The organism is Caballeronia sp. GAFFF2 (assembly GCF_023631485.1).
GTDB lineage: Bacteria > Pseudomonadota > Gammaproteobacteria > Burkholderiales > Burkholderiaceae > Caballeronia.
On the sequence record NZ_JALQDA010000015.1, the window covers coordinates 26,819 to 42,932 of the forward strand.

The 16,114-nt window shown below is 63.3% G+C and carries 12 protein-coding genes and 1 other RNA gene; 8 read left to right on the forward strand and 5 right to left on the reverse strand.

The genetic code is table 11. The features are described from left to right. Window positions 1–17 precede the first annotated feature (17 nt). From ubiG to NCT04_RS10815, 4 genes are all read left to right on the forward strand, one after another. Entirely contained in the window at window positions 18–716 is a 699-nt protein-coding gene (ubiG, locus tag NCT04_RS10800; RefSeq protein ID WP_250465324.1) for a bifunctional 2-polyprenyl-6-hydroxyphenol methylase/3-demethylubiquinol 3-O-methyltransferase UbiG, read from the forward strand. Between the two features lie 4 nt (window positions 717–720). Further along, the gene (gph, locus tag NCT04_RS10805) at window positions 721–1,479 is read left to right on the forward strand and encodes a phosphoglycolate phosphatase (RefSeq protein ID WP_250465325.1); all 759 of its coding nucleotides are present in this window, start codon (window positions 721–723) and stop codon (window positions 1,477–1,479) included. 55 nt (window positions 1,480–1,534) lie between these two features. Beyond that, window positions 1,535–1,892: a transfer-messenger RNA gene (gene ssrA, locus NCT04_RS10810) on the forward strand. Window positions 1,893–2,304: 412 nt separating this feature from the next. After that, the gene (locus NCT04_RS10815; RefSeq protein WP_250465327.1) at window positions 2,305–4,710 is read left to right on the forward strand and encodes an FG-GAP repeat domain-containing protein; all 2,406 of its coding nucleotides are present in this window, start codon (window positions 2,305–2,307) and stop codon (window positions 4,708–4,710) included. A 79-nt stretch (window positions 4,711–4,789) separates the two neighbouring features. Here the strand turns inward: NCT04_RS10815 and NCT04_RS10820 are convergent, their stop codons facing one another. The 3 genes from NCT04_RS10820 to NCT04_RS10830 form a co-directional block, all read right to left on the reverse strand. Beyond that, window positions 4,790–5,866, reverse strand: coding sequence for a glycosyltransferase family 4 protein (locus NCT04_RS10820; RefSeq protein ID WP_244825931.1), 1,077 nt, complete (start codon window positions 5,864–5,866; stop codon window positions 4,790–4,792). Window positions 5,867–6,262: 396 nt separating this feature from the next. Continuing rightward, on the reverse strand, window positions 6,263–6,532 hold the full coding sequence (locus tag NCT04_RS10825) for a hypothetical protein (protein WP_250465329.1): 270 nt from the start codon (window positions 6,530–6,532) through the stop codon (window positions 6,263–6,265). A 148-nt stretch (window positions 6,533–6,680) separates the two neighbouring features. After that, window positions 6,681–7,751, reverse strand: a complete 1,071-nt coding sequence (locus tag NCT04_RS10830; protein ID WP_250465493.1) for a substrate-binding domain-containing protein — start codon at window positions 7,749–7,751, stop codon at window positions 6,681–6,683. Window positions 7,752–7,878: 127 nt separating this feature from the next. Here NCT04_RS10830 and NCT04_RS10835 point away from each other — a divergent pair, with 127 nt between their 5' ends. Genes NCT04_RS10835 through NCT04_RS10850 form a run of 4 tightly spaced genes read left to right on the forward strand, consistent with a single transcriptional unit; the run spans window position 7,879 to window position 13,121 of the window. Beyond that, window positions 7,879–8,376, forward strand: a complete 498-nt coding sequence (locus tag NCT04_RS10835) for an NAD(P)H-dependent oxidoreductase subunit E (protein ID WP_250465330.1) — start codon at window positions 7,879–7,881, stop codon at window positions 8,374–8,376. Next, window positions 8,373–9,929: a formate dehydrogenase beta subunit gene (locus NCT04_RS10840; RefSeq protein WP_250465331.1), complete on the forward strand. Its 1,557-nt coding sequence runs from the start codon at window positions 8,373–8,375 to the stop codon at window positions 9,927–9,929. The genes NCT04_RS10835 and NCT04_RS10840 overlap by 4 nt, the downstream gene beginning before the upstream one ends. 18 nt (window positions 9,930–9,947) lie before the next feature. After that, window positions 9,948–12,875 carry a formate dehydrogenase subunit alpha gene (gene fdhF / locus NCT04_RS10845; RefSeq protein WP_250465332.1) on the forward strand — a complete coding sequence of 976 codons (2,928 nt, stop codon included), beginning with the start codon at window positions 9,948–9,950 and terminating at the stop codon, window positions 12,873–12,875. 3 nt (window positions 12,876–12,878) lie between these two features. After that, a complete protein-coding gene (locus NCT04_RS10850; protein ID WP_244825940.1) occupies window positions 12,879–13,121 on the forward strand; it encodes a formate dehydrogenase subunit delta in 243 nt (80 codons plus the stop codon). Window positions 13,122–13,184: 63 nt separating this feature from the next. Here the strand turns inward: NCT04_RS10850 and NCT04_RS10855 are convergent, their stop codons facing one another. Next, on the reverse strand, window positions 13,185–14,903 hold the full coding sequence (locus tag NCT04_RS10855; protein ID WP_250465333.1) for an FAD-dependent monooxygenase: 1,719 nt from the start codon (window positions 14,901–14,903) through the stop codon (window positions 13,185–13,187). A 97-nt stretch (window positions 14,904–15,000) separates the two neighbouring features. Then, window positions 15,001–16,095 (reverse strand): cation diffusion facilitator family transporter, encoded by a 1,095-nt coding sequence (locus NCT04_RS10860; protein ID WP_250465335.1) that lies wholly within the window; start codon window positions 16,093–16,095, stop codon window positions 15,001–15,003. Between the last annotated feature and the right edge of the window lie 19 nt (window positions 16,096–16,114).

Below are 16,114 nucleotides of genomic sequence, written 5' to 3' on the forward strand. Positions count from 1 at the left end.
GAAGGGCAATTGAGAATATGACCAACGTCGATCCCCACGAACTGCAGAAATTTAGCGAGCTTGCGCATCGCTGGTGGGACCCGAACGCCGAGTTCAAACCGCTTCACGAATTGAACCCGGTGCGGCTCGACTGGATCGATGCGCACGCGCATCTGATGAGCAAGCAAGTGCTCGACATCGGCTGCGGCGGCGGCATTCTGTCGGAATCGATGGCGGCGCGTGGCGCGAAAGTCAAGGGCATCGACTTGTCGTCGAGTGCGCTTGGCGTCGCGGATCTGCATAGTCTGGAAAGCGGCGTGGAGGTGGCGTACGAGGAGATCGCAGCCGAAGCGCTGGCCGCGCGCGAACCCGCTTCCTACGACGTCGTGACCTGCATGGAAATGCTCGAGCACGTGCCGAATCCGGCGGGCACCGTTGCCGGGTGCGCCGCGCTGGTCAAACCAGGCGGCTGGGTCTTCTTCTCTACGCTGAATCGCAACGCAAAGGCGTATATGTTCGCCGTGATCGGCGCGGAGTACATCGCGCGCATGTTGCCGCGCGGCACGCATGACTATGCGCGCTTCATCAAGCCGTCCGAACTCGCCACCTTCGCGCGCACGGCGTCGCTCTTGCCGGTCGACATCAAGGGCATCACCTACCGTCCGTTCTCGCGCCACTTCGGGCTGTCTACTGACACGAGCATCAACTACATGATGGCCTGCCGCCGGGAAGCCTGACGCCATGACCCAAGAAGACCAGAACGGTGTTGTCCAGACGACGCCCCTGCCCGACGATCCCACCCCGCTGCCCCAGCGCGCCGCCGACGGCGATTCGCTCGGGCTTTGCCAGGCCGTACTGTTCGATCTCGACGGCACCATCGCCGATACTGCGCCCGATCTCGTCGCGGCCGTCAACAAGATGCGGCACGATCGCGGACTCGAAATGCGCCCCCTCGAAACTCTGCGGCCTTACGCATCGGCGGGTGCGCGCGGGTTGTTGGGCGGCGCGTTCGAGATCAGCCCCGAGCATCCCGATTTCGCGGCGATGCGCGATGAGTTTCTCGCCAACTACGAAGCGGATTTGTGTATCGAAACGACGCTGTTTCCCGGTATCACCGAGTTGCTCGATCAGCTCGATGCACGCGGCGTGCGCTGGGGCATCGTGACGAATAAGGTGACGCGCTTCGCCGAACCGCTCGTCGCCCTGCTCGGACTGGATAAGCGGGCCGGTTGTCTCGTCTGTGGCGATACGACGGCGCATTCGAAGCCGCATCCCGCGCCGCTGCTGCACGCGGCCGAATTACTGGATGTGGCGCCGGAGCGAATCGTCTATGTCGGCGACGACTTGCGCGACGTTCAGGCAGGCTTTGCAGCCGGCATGATCACTGTGGCGGCGGCCTATGGCTATTGCGGCGACGACATTCCGCCGCACCGCTGGCACGCGACTCACGTAGTGGACACGCCAGAAGAACTGCAGCAATTGCTGCGCGACATCGCTTGAAAGTGGCCGCGGTTCGCCTCACATGGCTTTTCATGGGATAATCCCCGTTCTGCTTGGGGGCGACCTGGTTTCGACAGGGGTTGCGAAGCGGTCAGGGCATACCGAGGACCCGTCACCTCGTTAATCAATGGGAAAAACGTAACTGCAAACGACGAAACGTTCGCACTGGCAGCCTAAGGGCCGCCGTCCTCTCACTAACTTACTGACGGGTTAGGGTAGCAATACCACGAGAGGTCATATACGTCAGTTAAGCTTTGTCGGCGTCACGACGCCAAAGTCGAAAATTTAGTGGATCGCTGTAGCGAAGCGTGTTCGTCCGCGTTGCTACGGTTAAATCAAAAGATAGAACTAAGTATGTAGAACTGTTCGTAGAGTGCTTCTGGACGCGGGTTCGATTCCCGCCGCCTCCACCACCCCATTTGAAACCCGCGCATGCGAAAGCACCGCGGGTTTTTTCTTGCCACGGCTCGCCAACCCGCGCGAATAAGCGAATCCGCGAAACCCGTAGGCAAAAAAAAGCCCCGCGCGGGGCGGGGCAAACATCCTTGAGAGACGTAGCTCTGGCAGAGACAACCTCGGCTACGGACGAGAGAATAGTCGGCGGCCAGTACTGTTCGTATCAGAGCGGTCCTAAAACGCTGCTTTACAGCAGTTATCTTGATGCACGTAAGCCCGGCGCAAGGCGATGCCTTTCTGTGCCGCAAGATTGGACGCGTCAGCCCCATTCATGTTCGCTCGGCCACTGACCGATTTCTCGTTCGCACGGCAATCTTCTGCTTTATTCTGTCGACGATCGGCGCGTCGATAAGCGCTTACGGGGAAAGCATGCGCAGAAGCATAGCGAGACGGTGGATCGGCAATCTGATTCTTTCTTTGATGTGGGCGCTATGCGGCGCGCTCCTGCCGGCTGGCGCCCGCGCGGCCCCGCCCGTCGCCGATTGCCACGCGGGCACACTCATCACGGTAGTCGCCCACCTGGACGACGATCTCCTCTTCGTGAATCCCGGCATCAGCGACAAGCTCGACGCCGGCTGGTGCGTGACGACGGTTCACCTGATCGGCGGCGCAAACGGTGCGAAGTTCGATTACGTCGTGCTTCGCGAGACCGGCACGAAGCTCGCCTATGCGCGCATGGCAGGCGTGCCGGACAAATGGCAAGAATCCACAGTGATGCTCGCGGGGAAGCCCGTGCATCAGCTCGTGCTGACGCAACAGCCGCGCGTGAAGCTGCTCGAATTGCGGTTGCCTGGCGGCGGGGTGCGCGGCGGCAAGGTGCCGCTCGGTTTGCTGTGGGATCGCGGGCAGACGCTCAATACCTATCCGCTGCAAGCGGACGGCACCGGTTCGACCACTTACGACCGCGCCGCCCTTTCCGCGACGCTGCGCGCGATCCTATTGCAAGCTACGGAAATCTACACGCTCAATCCGGATACGGTCGCCTTCATGGAGCATCCAGATCACATTCTCGCGGCGCGCATCACGCGTGTGGTTGCGCAGAGCCTGAAGCGCGATGTGCCGATCGGCTATCACGTCACCTATCCGACGGGCGGCTTGCCGAAGAATCTCGACGCCGCGCAAACGCTGCGAAAGCGCGATGTCGTCGGCAGCTATTTCGCGATCGATGGCAACGACGCCGGTCACGTCTTCGGCGAGTACATGTGGGACGGCAACTGGGTCGCGCGCCGCTACTGGAGCATGGCCCATGCGAACGACGCCGGTCCGGAGTTCCAGTTGCGCCCGTTCCAGCTCGTCAACGAATACTCGAACCGCTGCCTGACATCGGCCGGTGCGGATAAGGCACCGACGCTCGCCGCATGCACAGGCGCCGCGACGCAAAACTGGTTCTGGCAACAGTTGCCCGCCGCGCCGGGCGCTAAAAACGATGCGCTCTTCGTGAGCGCGGCGACGCGCGGGTGTATCGCGGAACGGGAAAACGGGCTTGTCGAGGAAAGCTGCAAGCCGGAAAGCGCGGTACAGCACTGGACGCCGTGGGACTTCGGCTTCGTGTACACGCCGCTCGATCACTGTCTCGGCGAGAAAAACGACTTACTGACGGCAAGCCGCTGTTCGATGCTGACGGCGCAGTATCGATGGTCGCCGTCATCGCAAACGGTGTGGACGGACACGCGGCAGGAAGGCGCCCTCTTCGGCGACGTTCGTGGCGAAGGCCGCGACAGCACCGTGTATGTGCAGCGGCGCAAGGACGGGCCCGGCTTCAACGTCTGGGTGGCGGAGATGTCGCGCTTCGACCGGGCGTCGCCGTGGTTTCTGAACGCCGTGCCGTTCGACCCGCAAGCCACCGCGCCGACCTGCAATGCCGATTCGCTTTGCTTCGACAGCGCGCGCTTTCTGTTGGGCGATTTCGATGGCGACGGCCGCGCCGATCTGATGGCGATTACGCCGCGCAACGGCGGCACCGCATTCTGGCTCCTCAAAAGCGCCGGCACGCATTTCGAGGCGCCGCGTCTGTGGTTTCAGACGAGCGCGGCATGGACGCCCGAAATCGCGCAGCAATACGTGGCAGGCGATTTCAACGGCGACGGCCGAGCCGACGTGATGATCGCGCAGAAAAGCAAGGACGCGGGGCTCGACCTCTGGGTGCTGACGTCGGACGGCGCGACGGCGAACGGGCCTGCGCTGTGGTTAAAGGCGAGCCAGTTGAGTCAGAGCGCGCGTTTCATGCCGGCTCGCGTGGCGCAATCGAAGCACGTGGGGCTTCTCGCGATCGAGAATATCGACGGCGCGCTCGCGCTCTCGCAATTCGCGAGTGACGGAAGCGCCTTCGCGCCGAGCTATCGCACGAACGTCTATGCGCAGTTGCGCGCGCCGTTCGCCAAGGTCGTGGCGGGCGATATCGATGGCGACGGCATCGACGATCTGGCCGTGCTCGAACCGCGTGGGGACAGCGCGAGCACGCGCGTCTTCACGATGAAAGGCGGCAAGGCGTTCGGCCCGGCCATCGAGACGACGACGCTCGCCGATACGTCCTACGCGGATTCAATGCCCGCAATCGCGCGCGTCACCGAACACGACGATCACGCCACGCTGGTGCTGTTCAAGCGCGCGAACGCGTTGCTCGGCGAGTTCTATTACACGGGCGGCGCGCCGAGTCTCTACGGCTACGAATTCGATACGGCGTTCAAGCTCGGGCCGGTGAAAATTTGGGGCGAATTGCCAGGGCTGTTTTCCGAGTCGCTGTGGCTCAAGACGCTGGCTTACTGGGGGCAGTGAAAGCGCGTTCGCCGTCACCAAATCAAACGCGCCGACCGGGCAACCGATGCGGCGCGTACTTGTTCAAACAAGCCGACGCTCAACTTAGGCCCACGCGCAAGTTCAGAACGTCCCGCGCGATCGCCAGATACTTGTCCGCCGTGCTCTGCAAGGTCAGGCCGTTGAGCGGGCGCGTCGCGCGCGGCTGATTGAGCGCATCGAGCAAGGCGTGGCCGTAGGCGTCGCTGTCGGCGGTATCGAGTAATTGCACGCCGGGAAAACCACCCGCGAAGGCGAACGATGCAATCGCGCTCGCGACCACCGGAATGCCCGACGCCAGCGCCTCCAGAAAGCCGATGCTATGCGCCTCGAAGCTCGAAGGCATGGCGAACACGCTCGACGCCTTCAGAATCTGCGCGACGTTCATCTGCGGCCCTTCGATCTTCACGCGATCGCCAAGTCCGAGCTTCGCGACCAGATCGACGACCGCCTTGTGATAGTCGAGATTTTCGATGACGCCGCACAGCAGCAGTCGCGCATCCGGCTCGGCGCGCGCGACGCGCGCGAACGCTTCGACCGTCTGCAACTGATTCTTCTCGGGAATGTAGCGGCCCACCTGCACGATCTGCTTGGCGGCCACGGGAATGGACGGTTGCGCGTCGTCGGCGAAACGGGAGACATCGACGCCGTTGGGCACGACGATCATCGAAGGATGCAGCCCGATTTCCTGCACGTAGTTGTCGATATTCTTCTGCGACACGCCAATCACCGCCTTCGCCCGGCTCGACAGCAATCGCTCGGCGCGCAAAAGCGCCCGGTTCGCGAAGTCGTTCGCGCCGGAGTGCATGACCCAGACGATCGGCACCCGCGTCGGCAAGGCGCGAACGTAGAGCGCGGGAATGGTGGCGTGCGCGAAGATGATGTCGGGCTTGAACTGACGGATCGCGCGATGCAAGAACAGCAAGCGTCCGAGCTTGCCAGGGTTTTTCGTCGGGAAAAGGCAGATCACGCCGTGCGAACCGAGTTCCGCGCTGATGTGTTTGAAGTCGTCGTGTTCCGGCATCAGCGATGCGATGCAGACGTCGTGGCCCGATCGCTGATGCCCGATCGCGACGCCTTTGGCAAGCACTTCGGCCCCGGATAGTCGGGGCGCCAGTATGACCTGGAGAATACGCATTTTGCAGTCCCTCGGCTGATCCGAAGTGCGCTCAGTGGCCACACGCTTTGCCCAAAGTATCGTGGTCCCCGTCGCCGCCCGCCGGTTCGCATCATCCGGCGGCCAGCGCACTTCCTGTTTTTTGTGTTTTATGACTAATGAGCCATGCCCACGCAAAACAGCACACGGGAGCACGCCGTCATAAGGTACTCCGGAGGTCATACCAAACGCCCGCCATCACATAGCGTTTTTCAGTCGATGCGTAAGACGTTGAAAGTGCATGTGTGACTGCGCGCACACGTCCTGCCGCGTCGCGTCAGTGCAAAGCGGTTTTGGCACGAAGTAAGAGGAAGATTTTGCTGCAACCGCACACGCTGTTCGGCATTCGGCAATGCGGTCGCAAAAGTGAAACGGCGATCAGTTGGTGCCGTCCTTCGGGCACTTCAGATTGCAGCCGTCCGGGTCGCCGAGGTCGCCGCGACGGCGCATGGGCGAGCTGCCCTTTTGATACTTATCGGTTGGCGCGGAAGCCGCAAACTGCATTTGCGGATGCTCGTTGAGGCGGAACTGGTCTTGCAGCACGCCGCCCGGCACGCCAGGCGAATTCTGGGCAAACGCAACGGGAATCAGATAGAACGCACCGGCGACGAGCGCAGCGGTGGTGGAAGCGAGCAACGAAAGTTTCATGGCGGAATTTCGCGCGGGACAGCCGCGTCTGGAACAGGGTTGAGTCGACAGCAAAGCGTTAGGTTAACCCAATTCACCGCCGCCAGCAGTTTCTTCCGGGCCGCCATCTTCTTACCGTTCGTTTCTCCCGCGCGCGTCGGCGCGTGTCTCAACCGCGCAAACCTTCTTCGATATCGACGAGCGAGCCGCAACGCGCCGGGTCGTAACCTTCCAGATGCGCCACGCTGTCGTTGAACGCGTCGCTGCGTAACACGCGCAATACGGTGGCAAGCCGCGCCTCGTTGAGCCGCGCGCGTTCGCATGCGAAGAAGTAGTCCTCGTCGATGATCGGAATGAAGTCGAGCGCGAAGTGCTGCGCGGCGGGCTGCACGCCAAAGCCCAAGTCGGCCATGCCGCTCGCGACGAACGCGGCGATGGCCGAATGCGTGAGTTCGGTGGTCGCGTAACCGTTGATCTGATCGGGATCGACACCGACGCCGCGCAAGGACAAATCGAGCAGCATGCGCGTGCCCGAGCCCGGCTGACGATTCACGAAGCGCACGTCGCTGCGCGCGAGATCGCGCAGTCCCGTCACGCGCTTTGGGTTGCCCTTCGGCACGAAGAGGCCCTGCGTGCGCCGCGTGAGCCGAATGAGTTGATGCTTGCCCGCATCGAGATAAGGACGATAGCTCTCCGCACACGTCGCGCGAAACGGGCCGATCGGCAGATGAAAGCCCGCCAGTTCGCACTCGCCGCGAGCCAGCGCACTCACGGCTTCGTAACTTTCGCGGTATTTGATGTCCACCGGCACGCGCTGTTCGCCGAGCGCGTGCACGAGCGTCGCGACCGCGTAGCCGTGCGATGCATGAATGCGCACTTGCGCGAGACCACTGGCGAGTTTGCGATTGAGTTCATTGGCGACATCGCTTGCGACGGACTGCAACGGCGTTTCGAGCCGGTCGCCGCAAACGCGCTGCGCACGCAACACGGACTCGCCAAGTTCCGACAAGACCGACCCGCGTCCGCGCGATTTTCGGATCAGCGCGCCACCCAGCCGCGCCTCGATTTCGCGCAACAAACCCCACGCATGCCGATAGGACAAACCCTTAGCGCTCGCGGCATTCGCGATGCTGCCAGTCTGAGAGACGAGCTTCAAAAGCGGCACAACCGCACTCAGGCTGGTCTCCCGGCCATCGGCGTCGCGAAGGATGAGTTCGGCGCGGCATTCGACATCGACCATATGCATTGCCCCTTCCTATTGCCAAGATATATCACGACGCCTATTGTTCTTTTACCTGCTCGGTGCTTACGATTATATGATCGAAATATGCACTAATAAAACATATACCGAGCGTTGGAGGAGCCCCATGACACACACGCAGCCGTTGTCCGCCGCTGCCGCTGAAGACCTCGTGCGCCGCCATGCCGTGCACGACGCCACCTTGATGACCATCCTGCATGCCATCCAGGACGAAACCGGCTTCGTGCCGGAGGAAATCGTCGCGCCGCTGGCGCGCGTCCTGTCGCTGTCGCGTGCGGAGGTTCACGGCACGATCACGTACTACCATCACTTTCGAAGCGCGCCGCCCGCGCGCGTGACCGTGCAGTTGTGCCGCGCGGAAGCGTGCCGCAGCATGGGCACCGAAGCGCTGAAGGATCACATCGAAGGGCATACCGGATGCCGTTTCGACAGCGGTCATGCCGAAGGCACCGAGCTCGAATCGGTGTATTGCCTCGGCCAATGCGCGCTGTCGCCGTCGATGATGATCAACGGCGAGATTCACGCGCGCGTCACGCCGCAGAAGTTCGACCGTCTATACAAGGCAGCGAGCGAACAAAGCCAGAAGACAGAGGTGACGGCATGACGCGCATCTACGTTCCCTGCGATTCCGCCGCGCTCGCATTGGGCGCGGACGGCATCGCGAAGGCCATCGAAAGCGAAGCGGACAAGCGCGGCATCGACGTGCAGATCGTGCGCAACGGTTCGCGCGGCCTCTTCTATCTCGAACCGCTCGTCGAAGTGGAAACGCCGCAAGGGCGTATCGGTTATTCGAATGTCGATGAAGACGATATCGCCGCCCTCTTCGATGCCTCTTTCCACGAAGGCGGCGTCCACGCGAAGAACGTCGGCCTGGTCGACGACATTCCGTACCTCAAGAAGCAGCAGCGGCTGACGTTCGCGCGCATCGGTATCACGGACCCGCTTTCCGTCGACGATTACACCGCGCTCGGCGGACTCGCGGGCCTTCGCCAAGTGCTCGAAATGAACGGCGACGCGGTGTGCGAAGCGCTCGTCGATTCCGGCCTGCGCGGACGCGGCGGCGCGGCATTCCCCGCCGGCATCAAATGGAAGACCGTGCGCGGCGCGTATGCGGACCAGAAGTACATCGTCTGCAATGCGGATGAAGGCGACTCCGGCACCTTCTCCGACCGCCTCGTCATGGAGAGCGATCCGTTCATGCTGATCGAAGGCATGATCATCGCGGGCGTGGCGACGGGCGCGACCAAGGGCTACATCTACGTGCGCAGCGAGTATCCGCATGCCATCGCCACCCTGAATCGGGCGATCGAGCGCGCGCGCGATGCCGGCTGGCTAGGCGCGAGCGTGCTCGGCGCCTCGCATGCGTTCGACCTGTACGTGGCGAAAGGCGCGGGCGCGTATGTCTGCGGCGAGGAAACGGCGTTGCTCGAATCGCTCGAAGGCAAGCGCGGCATCGTGCGCGCGAAGCCGCCGGTGCCCGCGCTCGTCGGTTTGTACGGCAGGCCGACTGTCATCAACAACGTCATCACGCTCGCCACCGTACCAATCATCTTTGCGAAAGGCGCGGCGTTTTATCGCGACTTCGGCATGGGACGCTCGCGCGGCACGCTGCCCTTCCAGCTTGCGGGCAACGTCAAGCAAGGCGGACTCGTCGAACTCGCGTTCGGTGTGAGCCTGCGCGAACTGATCGATGAATACGGCGGCGGCACGGCGAGCGGCCGTCCGGCGCGCGCGGTGCAGGTGGGCGGTCCGCTCGGCACTTATCTGCCGGAAAGCCAGTGGGATATTCCGCTCGACTACGAGGAATACGCAAAGGTCGGCGCAGTGGTCGGCCACGGCGGTCTCGTGATCCACGACGACACCTCGAACCTCGCCGAACTGGCGCAATACGCGATGCACTTCTGCGCGCTCGAATCGTGCGGCAAGTGCACGCCGTGCCGGATCGGCTCGACGCGCGGCGAGGAAGTCATCGGCAAGATTCGCGACGGCGATACGTCGGTGAAACAGATCACGCTGCTGCGCGAACTGTGCGACACCATGGTCGCCGGCTCGCTCTGCGCAATGGGCGGCATGACGCCGTTCCCGGTGCTGTCCGCGCTCGATCACTTTCCCGAAGATTTCGGGCTGCCCCGCACGCCCGCCCGAAAAGCGGCCTAAAGCAAGGGAGACAAGAACATGTCCAACACCATCAACGGCTGCGGTTCGGGCAATTGCGCATGCAAGAGCGCGGCCTCGGTACAGCGCCGCGACCCGTTCGACGAAACCGATTACGGCACGCCGCTGCGTCACGCGGATATCGACGTGACGCTGGAAATCGATGGCCAGGCGGTCACGGTGCCGGCGGGAACGTCGGTGATGCGCGCGTCCATCGAAGCGGGCATCAACGTGCCCAAGCTCTGCGCCACGGATTCGCTCGAACCGTGGGGTTCGTGCCGCCTGTGTCTCGTCGAGATCGAGGGCAAGCGAGGCTATCCGGCTTCGTGCACGACGCCCGTGGAAGCGGGCATGAAGGTCCGCACGCAGACCGACCGGCTGCAGTCGCTGCGCCGCAACGTGATGGAACTCTACATTTCCGATCACCCGCTCGATTGCCTCACCTGTCCCGCCAACGGCGATTGCGAACTGCAGGACATGGCGGGCGTGGTCGGCTTGCGCGAAGTGCGTTACGGCTACGAAGGCGCGAACCATCTGAAGGACAAGAAGGACGAATCGAATCCGTACTTCACTTACGATCCGTCGAAGTGCATCGTCTGCAATCGCTGCGTGCGCGCGTGCGAGGAAACGCAAGGGACGTTCGCGCTGACCATCGCCGGGCGCGGTTTCGAATCGCGCGTGGCGGCAAGCGAAAACGTGCCGTTCATGGAGTCGGAGTGCGTGTCGTGCGGCGCATGCGTCGCCGCGTGCCCGACCGCGACCTTGCAGGAAAAGACCGTCATCATGCTCGGTCAGGCGGAGCATTCGGCCATCACGACGTGTGCGTATTGCGGCGTCGGCTGCTCGCTCAAGGCCGAGATGAAAGGCAACACCGTCGTGCGCATGACGCCGAACAAGAACGGCCAGGCCAACGAAGGCCACGCGTGCGTGAAGGGCCGCTTCGCGTGGGGCTATGCCACGCACAAGGATCGCATCAAGAAGCCGATGATCCGCGCGAAGATCACCGACCCGTGGCGCGAAGTGTCGTGGGACGAAGCGATCAACTACGCGGCAAGCGAATTCCGCCGCATTCAGGACAAGTACGGGCGCGATTCCATCGGCGGCATCACCTCGTCGCGCTGTACCAACGAGGAAACCTATCTCGTGCAGAAGCTCGTGCGCGCGGCGTTCGGCAACAACAACGTCGATACCTGCGCGCGCGTCTGCCATTCGCCGACCGGCTACGGCCTCAAGTCCACGCTCGGCGAATCGGCGGGTACGCAGACGTTCGCGTCGGTCGAGAAATCCGATGTCATCGTCGTGATCGGCGCAAATCCCACGGACGGCCATCCGGTCTTCGGCTCACGGCTGAAGCGGCGCGTGCGTGAAGGCGCGCAACTGATCGTGATCGACCCGCGCCGCATCGATATCGTCGATACGCCGCATGTGAAGGCGTCGCATCATCTGCAATTGCGGCCGGGCACCAACGTCGCGATGGTCAACTCGCTCGCGCATACCATCGTGACCGAAGGACTGGTCGATGAACCCTTCGTCGCCGCACGCTGCGAAACGCGCGCGTTCCAGCAATGGCGCGATTTCGTCTCGCTCGAAGAGAACTCGCCCGAAGCGATGGAAGCCGTCACGGGCGTGCCCGCGAAGCTCGTGCGCGAAGCCGCGCGCGCCTATGCGAACTGCGGCAACGGCGCGATCTATTACGGTCTCGGCGTGACCGAACACGCGCAAGGCTCGACCACGGTCATGGGCATCGCCAACTTGGCGATGGTCACGGGCAACGTGGGCCGCGAAGGCGTCGGCGTGAATCCGTTGCGCGGACAGAACAACGTGCAGGGTTCGTGCGACATGGGCTCGTTCCCGCACGAGTTGCCGGGCTATCGGCATATCAGCGATGCCGCGACGCGCGCCCTCTTCGAGGAAGCCTGGGACGTGAAGCTGCAGCCGGAACCGGGTCTGCGCATTCCGAACATGTTCGATGCCGCCGCGCACGGCACCTTCATGGGCCTCTATTGTCAGGGCGAGGATATCGTCCAGTCGGACCCGAACACGCAGCACGTCGCCGACGCGCTCTCGGCGATGGAATGCATCGTCGTGCAGGACATCTTCCTGAACGAAACGGCGAAGTACGCGCACGTTCTGCTGCCAGGCTCGACCTTCCTCGAAAAGGACGGCACGTTCACCAACGCCGAACGCCGCATCTCGCGCGTGCGCAAGGTCATGCCGCCGTTGCCCGGCCTTGGCGATTGGGAAGTGACCATCAAGCTCGCGCGCGCACTTGGCTACGAGATGAACTACACGCATCCGTCCGAGATCATGGACGAGATCGCGCGACTCACGCCCACGTTTCACGGCGTGTCCTACGAGAAACTCGACGAGCTCGGCAGCATTCAGTGGCCGTGCAACGAGCGTGCGCCGGGAGGTACGCCGACCATGCATATCGACGAATTCGTGCGCGGCAAGGGACGCTTCGTCATCACCAAGTTCGTGGCGACGCCGGAGAAGGTCACGCGCAAATATCCGTTGCTGCTGACGACCGGGCGCATTCTGTCGCAGTACAACGTCGGCGCGCAGACGCGTCGCACCGAGAACTCGCAGTGGCATGACGAGGACCGTCTGGAAATTCATCCGGTCGATGCGGAAGATCGCGGCATCAACACGGGCGACTGGGTTGGTATCGAATCGCGTGCGGGACAAACCGTGCTGCGCGCGAAGATCACCGAGCGCATGCAGCCGGGCGTCGTCTACACGACCTTCCACTTCCCGGAATCCGGCGCGAACGTGATCACCACGGACTCGTCGGACTGGGCCACCAACTGTCCTGAATACAAGGTCACGGCGGTGCAGGTCATGCCGGTGGAACAACCGTCGCAATGGCAAAAGGAATATTCGCGCTTCAACACGCAGCAGCTCGAACTGCTCAACATGCGCGATGTCGCGGCGACTACGGGGAAATGACGCATGGACGTGGATAACCTGATCGACATGGCGAACCGCATCGGCGAGTTTTTCGATTCGATGCCGGATCGCCCCGAGGCCGTCGATGGCGTGGCGGATCACATACGCCGCTTCTGGGAACCGCGCATGCGGCTCGCGATTCTTGCCGCACTCGACAATCCGGAGGCGAGCGCGTCGATGCTGCCAATTTTGCGCGAGGCATTGACGGCGCATAAGGACGATCTTCAGCCGAAAGTGGCGGCTTAACCTAAGCGATGGTGCCGTGCCGACGCCCTGCCCGCTTTCACGAGCGGCAGGGCGTTTTTCGTTTTACTCGCGATACTCGTGCGCGGGCGGCTCGTTGTTATCCGCGCCCTGTGCGCTGAACCACGTCTCGCAGTGGCGCAGCAACGAGTGGACGTCCGAAGGCGCCCGCCCGCGCGCCGCGATATAACCATCCGGCCGCACGAGATAGAACGCGGGACGCGTGCGCCCGTAATTGTCGGTGAGCGAAGTCGCACCTTCGCCTTGCGTATCGGTGATACGCCATACGCGCACGGCATTCGGCATGAGCGCTTCGATGGAGCGCACGAGGCCGTCGAGGTCGGGATCGCGCATCGCGTGCGCCACGGTGATGGTCGCGGGCGCCAGCGCGATGTCGTCCTCGCCCGACGGGTTCAGCAGCAGGAACAGCGAGAAGCAGCCCGGATCGTGCAGGTCGTAGAGACAGCCGACGCCGGGCAAGCGGCCGAGCGGGCCATCGACGACATGCACGCGTGCATCGGGCGCGCGTTCGCCGGCGCGCGGACCGCCATCGAGCAGACGCTCCAGCGTGAGCGGGCTCTTGCGATAGTTGATCGAAAGCTCGCTCACCGTGCGCCGCATGGCATCGCGCAACGGGCCGATGGCGGCGAGCATCGGCATGACGTGATCGCGCATGAGCTTCATCGGGCCGTGTTCCGCGCCCGCCATCTGCAACAGCATGTTCGACTGACGCAGCACGTCGCGCTCGATCGGATGCCGTTCCGCGTGATAGCTGTCGAGCAGGCGTTCGGGTGCACCGCCCGCGAGCATGCGCGCGAGTTTCCAGCCGAGATTGAACGCTTCCTGAATGCCCGTGTTCATGCCTTGCGCGCCTGCGGGGCTATGAACGTGAGCGGCGTCGCCCGCAAGGAAGATGCGCTCCACGCGCAGACGATCCACCATGCGGCTATTGACATGAAAGTACGCCGACCACGTGAGATTCGACAGCGTGACGCGATGATGCACGCGCCGCTCGACGATCGCGCGACATTCCTCGATAGTGGGCCCTGCCTTCTCCTTGTCGTCGACGGGCGCGGGCAAGTCGGCGATGAGACGCGCGCGGCCATCGCTCATCGGAAAGAGCGCGGCGAGGCCTTCGCCCGACGCGAAGATATGGAGTTCGTCGTCGGGCCAGTCGGAATCGGCTTGCAGGTCGGCGAGCAGGAAGGTCTGGTCGAACGTCTTGCCGTCGAAACCGATTTCCAGCCGATGCCGCACGAAGCTATGCGCGCCATCGGCGGCGATCATGTAGGACGGGCGCAGAATCTCATCGCGGCCATTGGCGTGTCGCAAGGTGGCTTGCACGCCCGCCGCGCCCTGATTGAAATCGACGAGTTCGACGCCGCGCTCGATCGTCACGCCCTGGCGTTCGAGATGCCCGGCAAGCAGGCGTTCGGTTTCGGATTGATCGAGAAACAGCAGATAGGGATAGCGCGTCTGCAGCGGATCGAAGTCGAGCCTCGCGAGGCGCTGACCGTTCGAATAGAGGTTCGCCACCCGCGAGCGGTGCCCGAGTTCGAGAAACGGCTCGACGACGCGATGCTGTTCCAGCAGTTCGAGCGTGCGCGCCTGAATGCCGATGGCGCGTGAATACGGCGAGCGCTCGTGCGCGCGGTCGATGAGCCGCACGGGAATATGCGCACGCGAAAGGCTCATGGCGGCGGCGAGTCCCGTGGGACCGGCACCGACGATCAGAACGGGCGCGACATCCAGCTTGTCGTTCGGATTCAGCTTTGGCGCAAACATGCGGTCCTCCCTGAAACGTCACGTTGTCGAGTGTACGCCGGGGCCGCGCCTCGGCGGATCTGGGCGCCGACCTCGGCGCACACGCGCGGTCGTGCCTTCAATGCGCGTGCGCGCGTTCCTGCTGCAGTACGCACTCGTGGCAGCTCATGCCGAGTTCCACTTGCAAGGTCGAATGATGCATCGAGTAGTCGCTTCGCAAGGTGGTCACGACGCCCTGCACGAAGGCATCGCCGGGATGGCCTTGCGGCATCACGAGATGCACGGTGAGCGCGTTCTCCGTGGTGGACAGCGCCCACACGTGCAGGTCGTGCACGTTACGCACGCCGGGCAAGCGCGTCAGATAGCCTTCGATACGCGCCAGATCCACGCTCGGCGGCACGGCGGCCATGGCAAGGCGCATCGCGTCGCGCCCGAGGCCCCACGTGCCGTAGACGATCACCGCGACCACGACGATGCTCATCACCGGATCGAGCCAGCTCATGCCCGTGAAGAGGATGACGAGGCCGCTCACGGCGACGGCGGCGGAGATCGCGGCATCGGCGGCCATGTGCAGGAAGGCGCCGCGCACGTTGAGGTCCTCCTTGCTGCCGCGCATGAAGAGCCACGCCGAGAAGCCGTTGACGACCATGCCGAGCGTCGCGACGATGAACACGTCGAGTCCCGCGACGGGCGCCGGATTCAACAGACGCTGGACGGCCTCGAGCACGATCGCGCCGCACGCGAAAAGCAAAAGCGCGGCATTGGCAAGCGAGGCGAGAATCGACGAACTTCCGAGGCCGAAGGTATAGCGCGCGCTCGGCCGGCGCGTGCCGAGCCATACCGCGCCCCACGCAAGCAAGAGACCGAGCACGTCGGAGAGATTGTGACCGGCGTCGGCGAGCAGCGCGGTGGAATGCGCGAGAAAGCCGTAGACGGCCTGCACGATCACGATCAGCACGTTCAGGCCGACTGCCAGCGCGAACGTGCGCCCTTGTCCGGCCTGCGGCGCGTGATGGTGATGATGTCCGCCCGCGCCGTGGTCGTGACCTTTGTGGTCGTGACCTTTGTGGTCGTGACCTTTGTGGTCGTGACCTTTGTGGTCGTGACCTTTGTGGTCGTGACCGGCGTGGTCGTCGCCGGCATGCTCATGACCGGCGTGGTCATGTCCCGCGTGATCGTGGTCTTCGTGGTCGTGCTGCGTTTGCTTGTTCATCGTGGTGCCCGTGATTCGT

Excerpts from the sequence above, each read along its gene's own strand:
- NCT04_RS10835 (WP_250465330.1), top strand. The coding sequence starts at position 7,879 with ATGACACACACGCAGCCGTTGTCCGCCGCTGCCGCTGAAGACCTCGTG.
- NCT04_RS10860 (WP_250465335.1), bottom strand. The coding sequence starts at position 16,095 with ATGAACAAGCAAACGCAGCACGACCACGAAGACCACGATCACGCGGGA.
- NCT04_RS10820 (WP_244825931.1), bottom strand. The coding sequence starts at position 5,866 with ATGCGTATTCTCCAGGTCATACTGGCGCCCCGACTATCCGGGGCCGAA.
- fdhF (WP_250465332.1), top strand. The coding sequence starts at position 9,948 with ATGTCCAACACCATCAACGGCTGCGGTTCGGGCAATTGCGCATGCAAG.
- NCT04_RS10850 (WP_244825940.1), top strand. The coding sequence starts at position 12,879 with ATGGACGTGGATAACCTGATCGACATGGCGAACCGCATCGGCGAGTTT.
- NCT04_RS10830 (WP_250465493.1), bottom strand. The coding sequence starts at position 7,751 with ATGGTCGATGTCGAATGCCGCGCCGAACTCATCCTTCGCGACGCCGAT.
- NCT04_RS10825 (WP_250465329.1), bottom strand. The coding sequence starts at position 6,532 with ATGAAACTTTCGTTGCTCGCTTCCACCACCGCTGCGCTCGTCGCCGGT.
- NCT04_RS10815 (WP_250465327.1), top strand. The coding sequence starts at position 2,305 with ATGCGCAGAAGCATAGCGAGACGGTGGATCGGCAATCTGATTCTTTCT.
- NCT04_RS10855 (WP_250465333.1), bottom strand. The coding sequence starts at position 14,903 with ATGTTTGCGCCAAAGCTGAATCCGAACGACAAGCTGGATGTCGCGCCC.
- NCT04_RS10840 (WP_250465331.1), top strand. The coding sequence starts at position 8,373 with ATGACGCGCATCTACGTTCCCTGCGATTCCGCCGCGCTCGCATTGGGC.
- gph (WP_250465325.1), top strand. The coding sequence starts at position 721 with ATGACCCAAGAAGACCAGAACGGTGTTGTCCAGACGACGCCCCTGCCC.
- ubiG (WP_250465324.1), top strand. The coding sequence starts at position 18 with ATGACCAACGTCGATCCCCACGAACTGCAGAAATTTAGCGAGCTTGCG.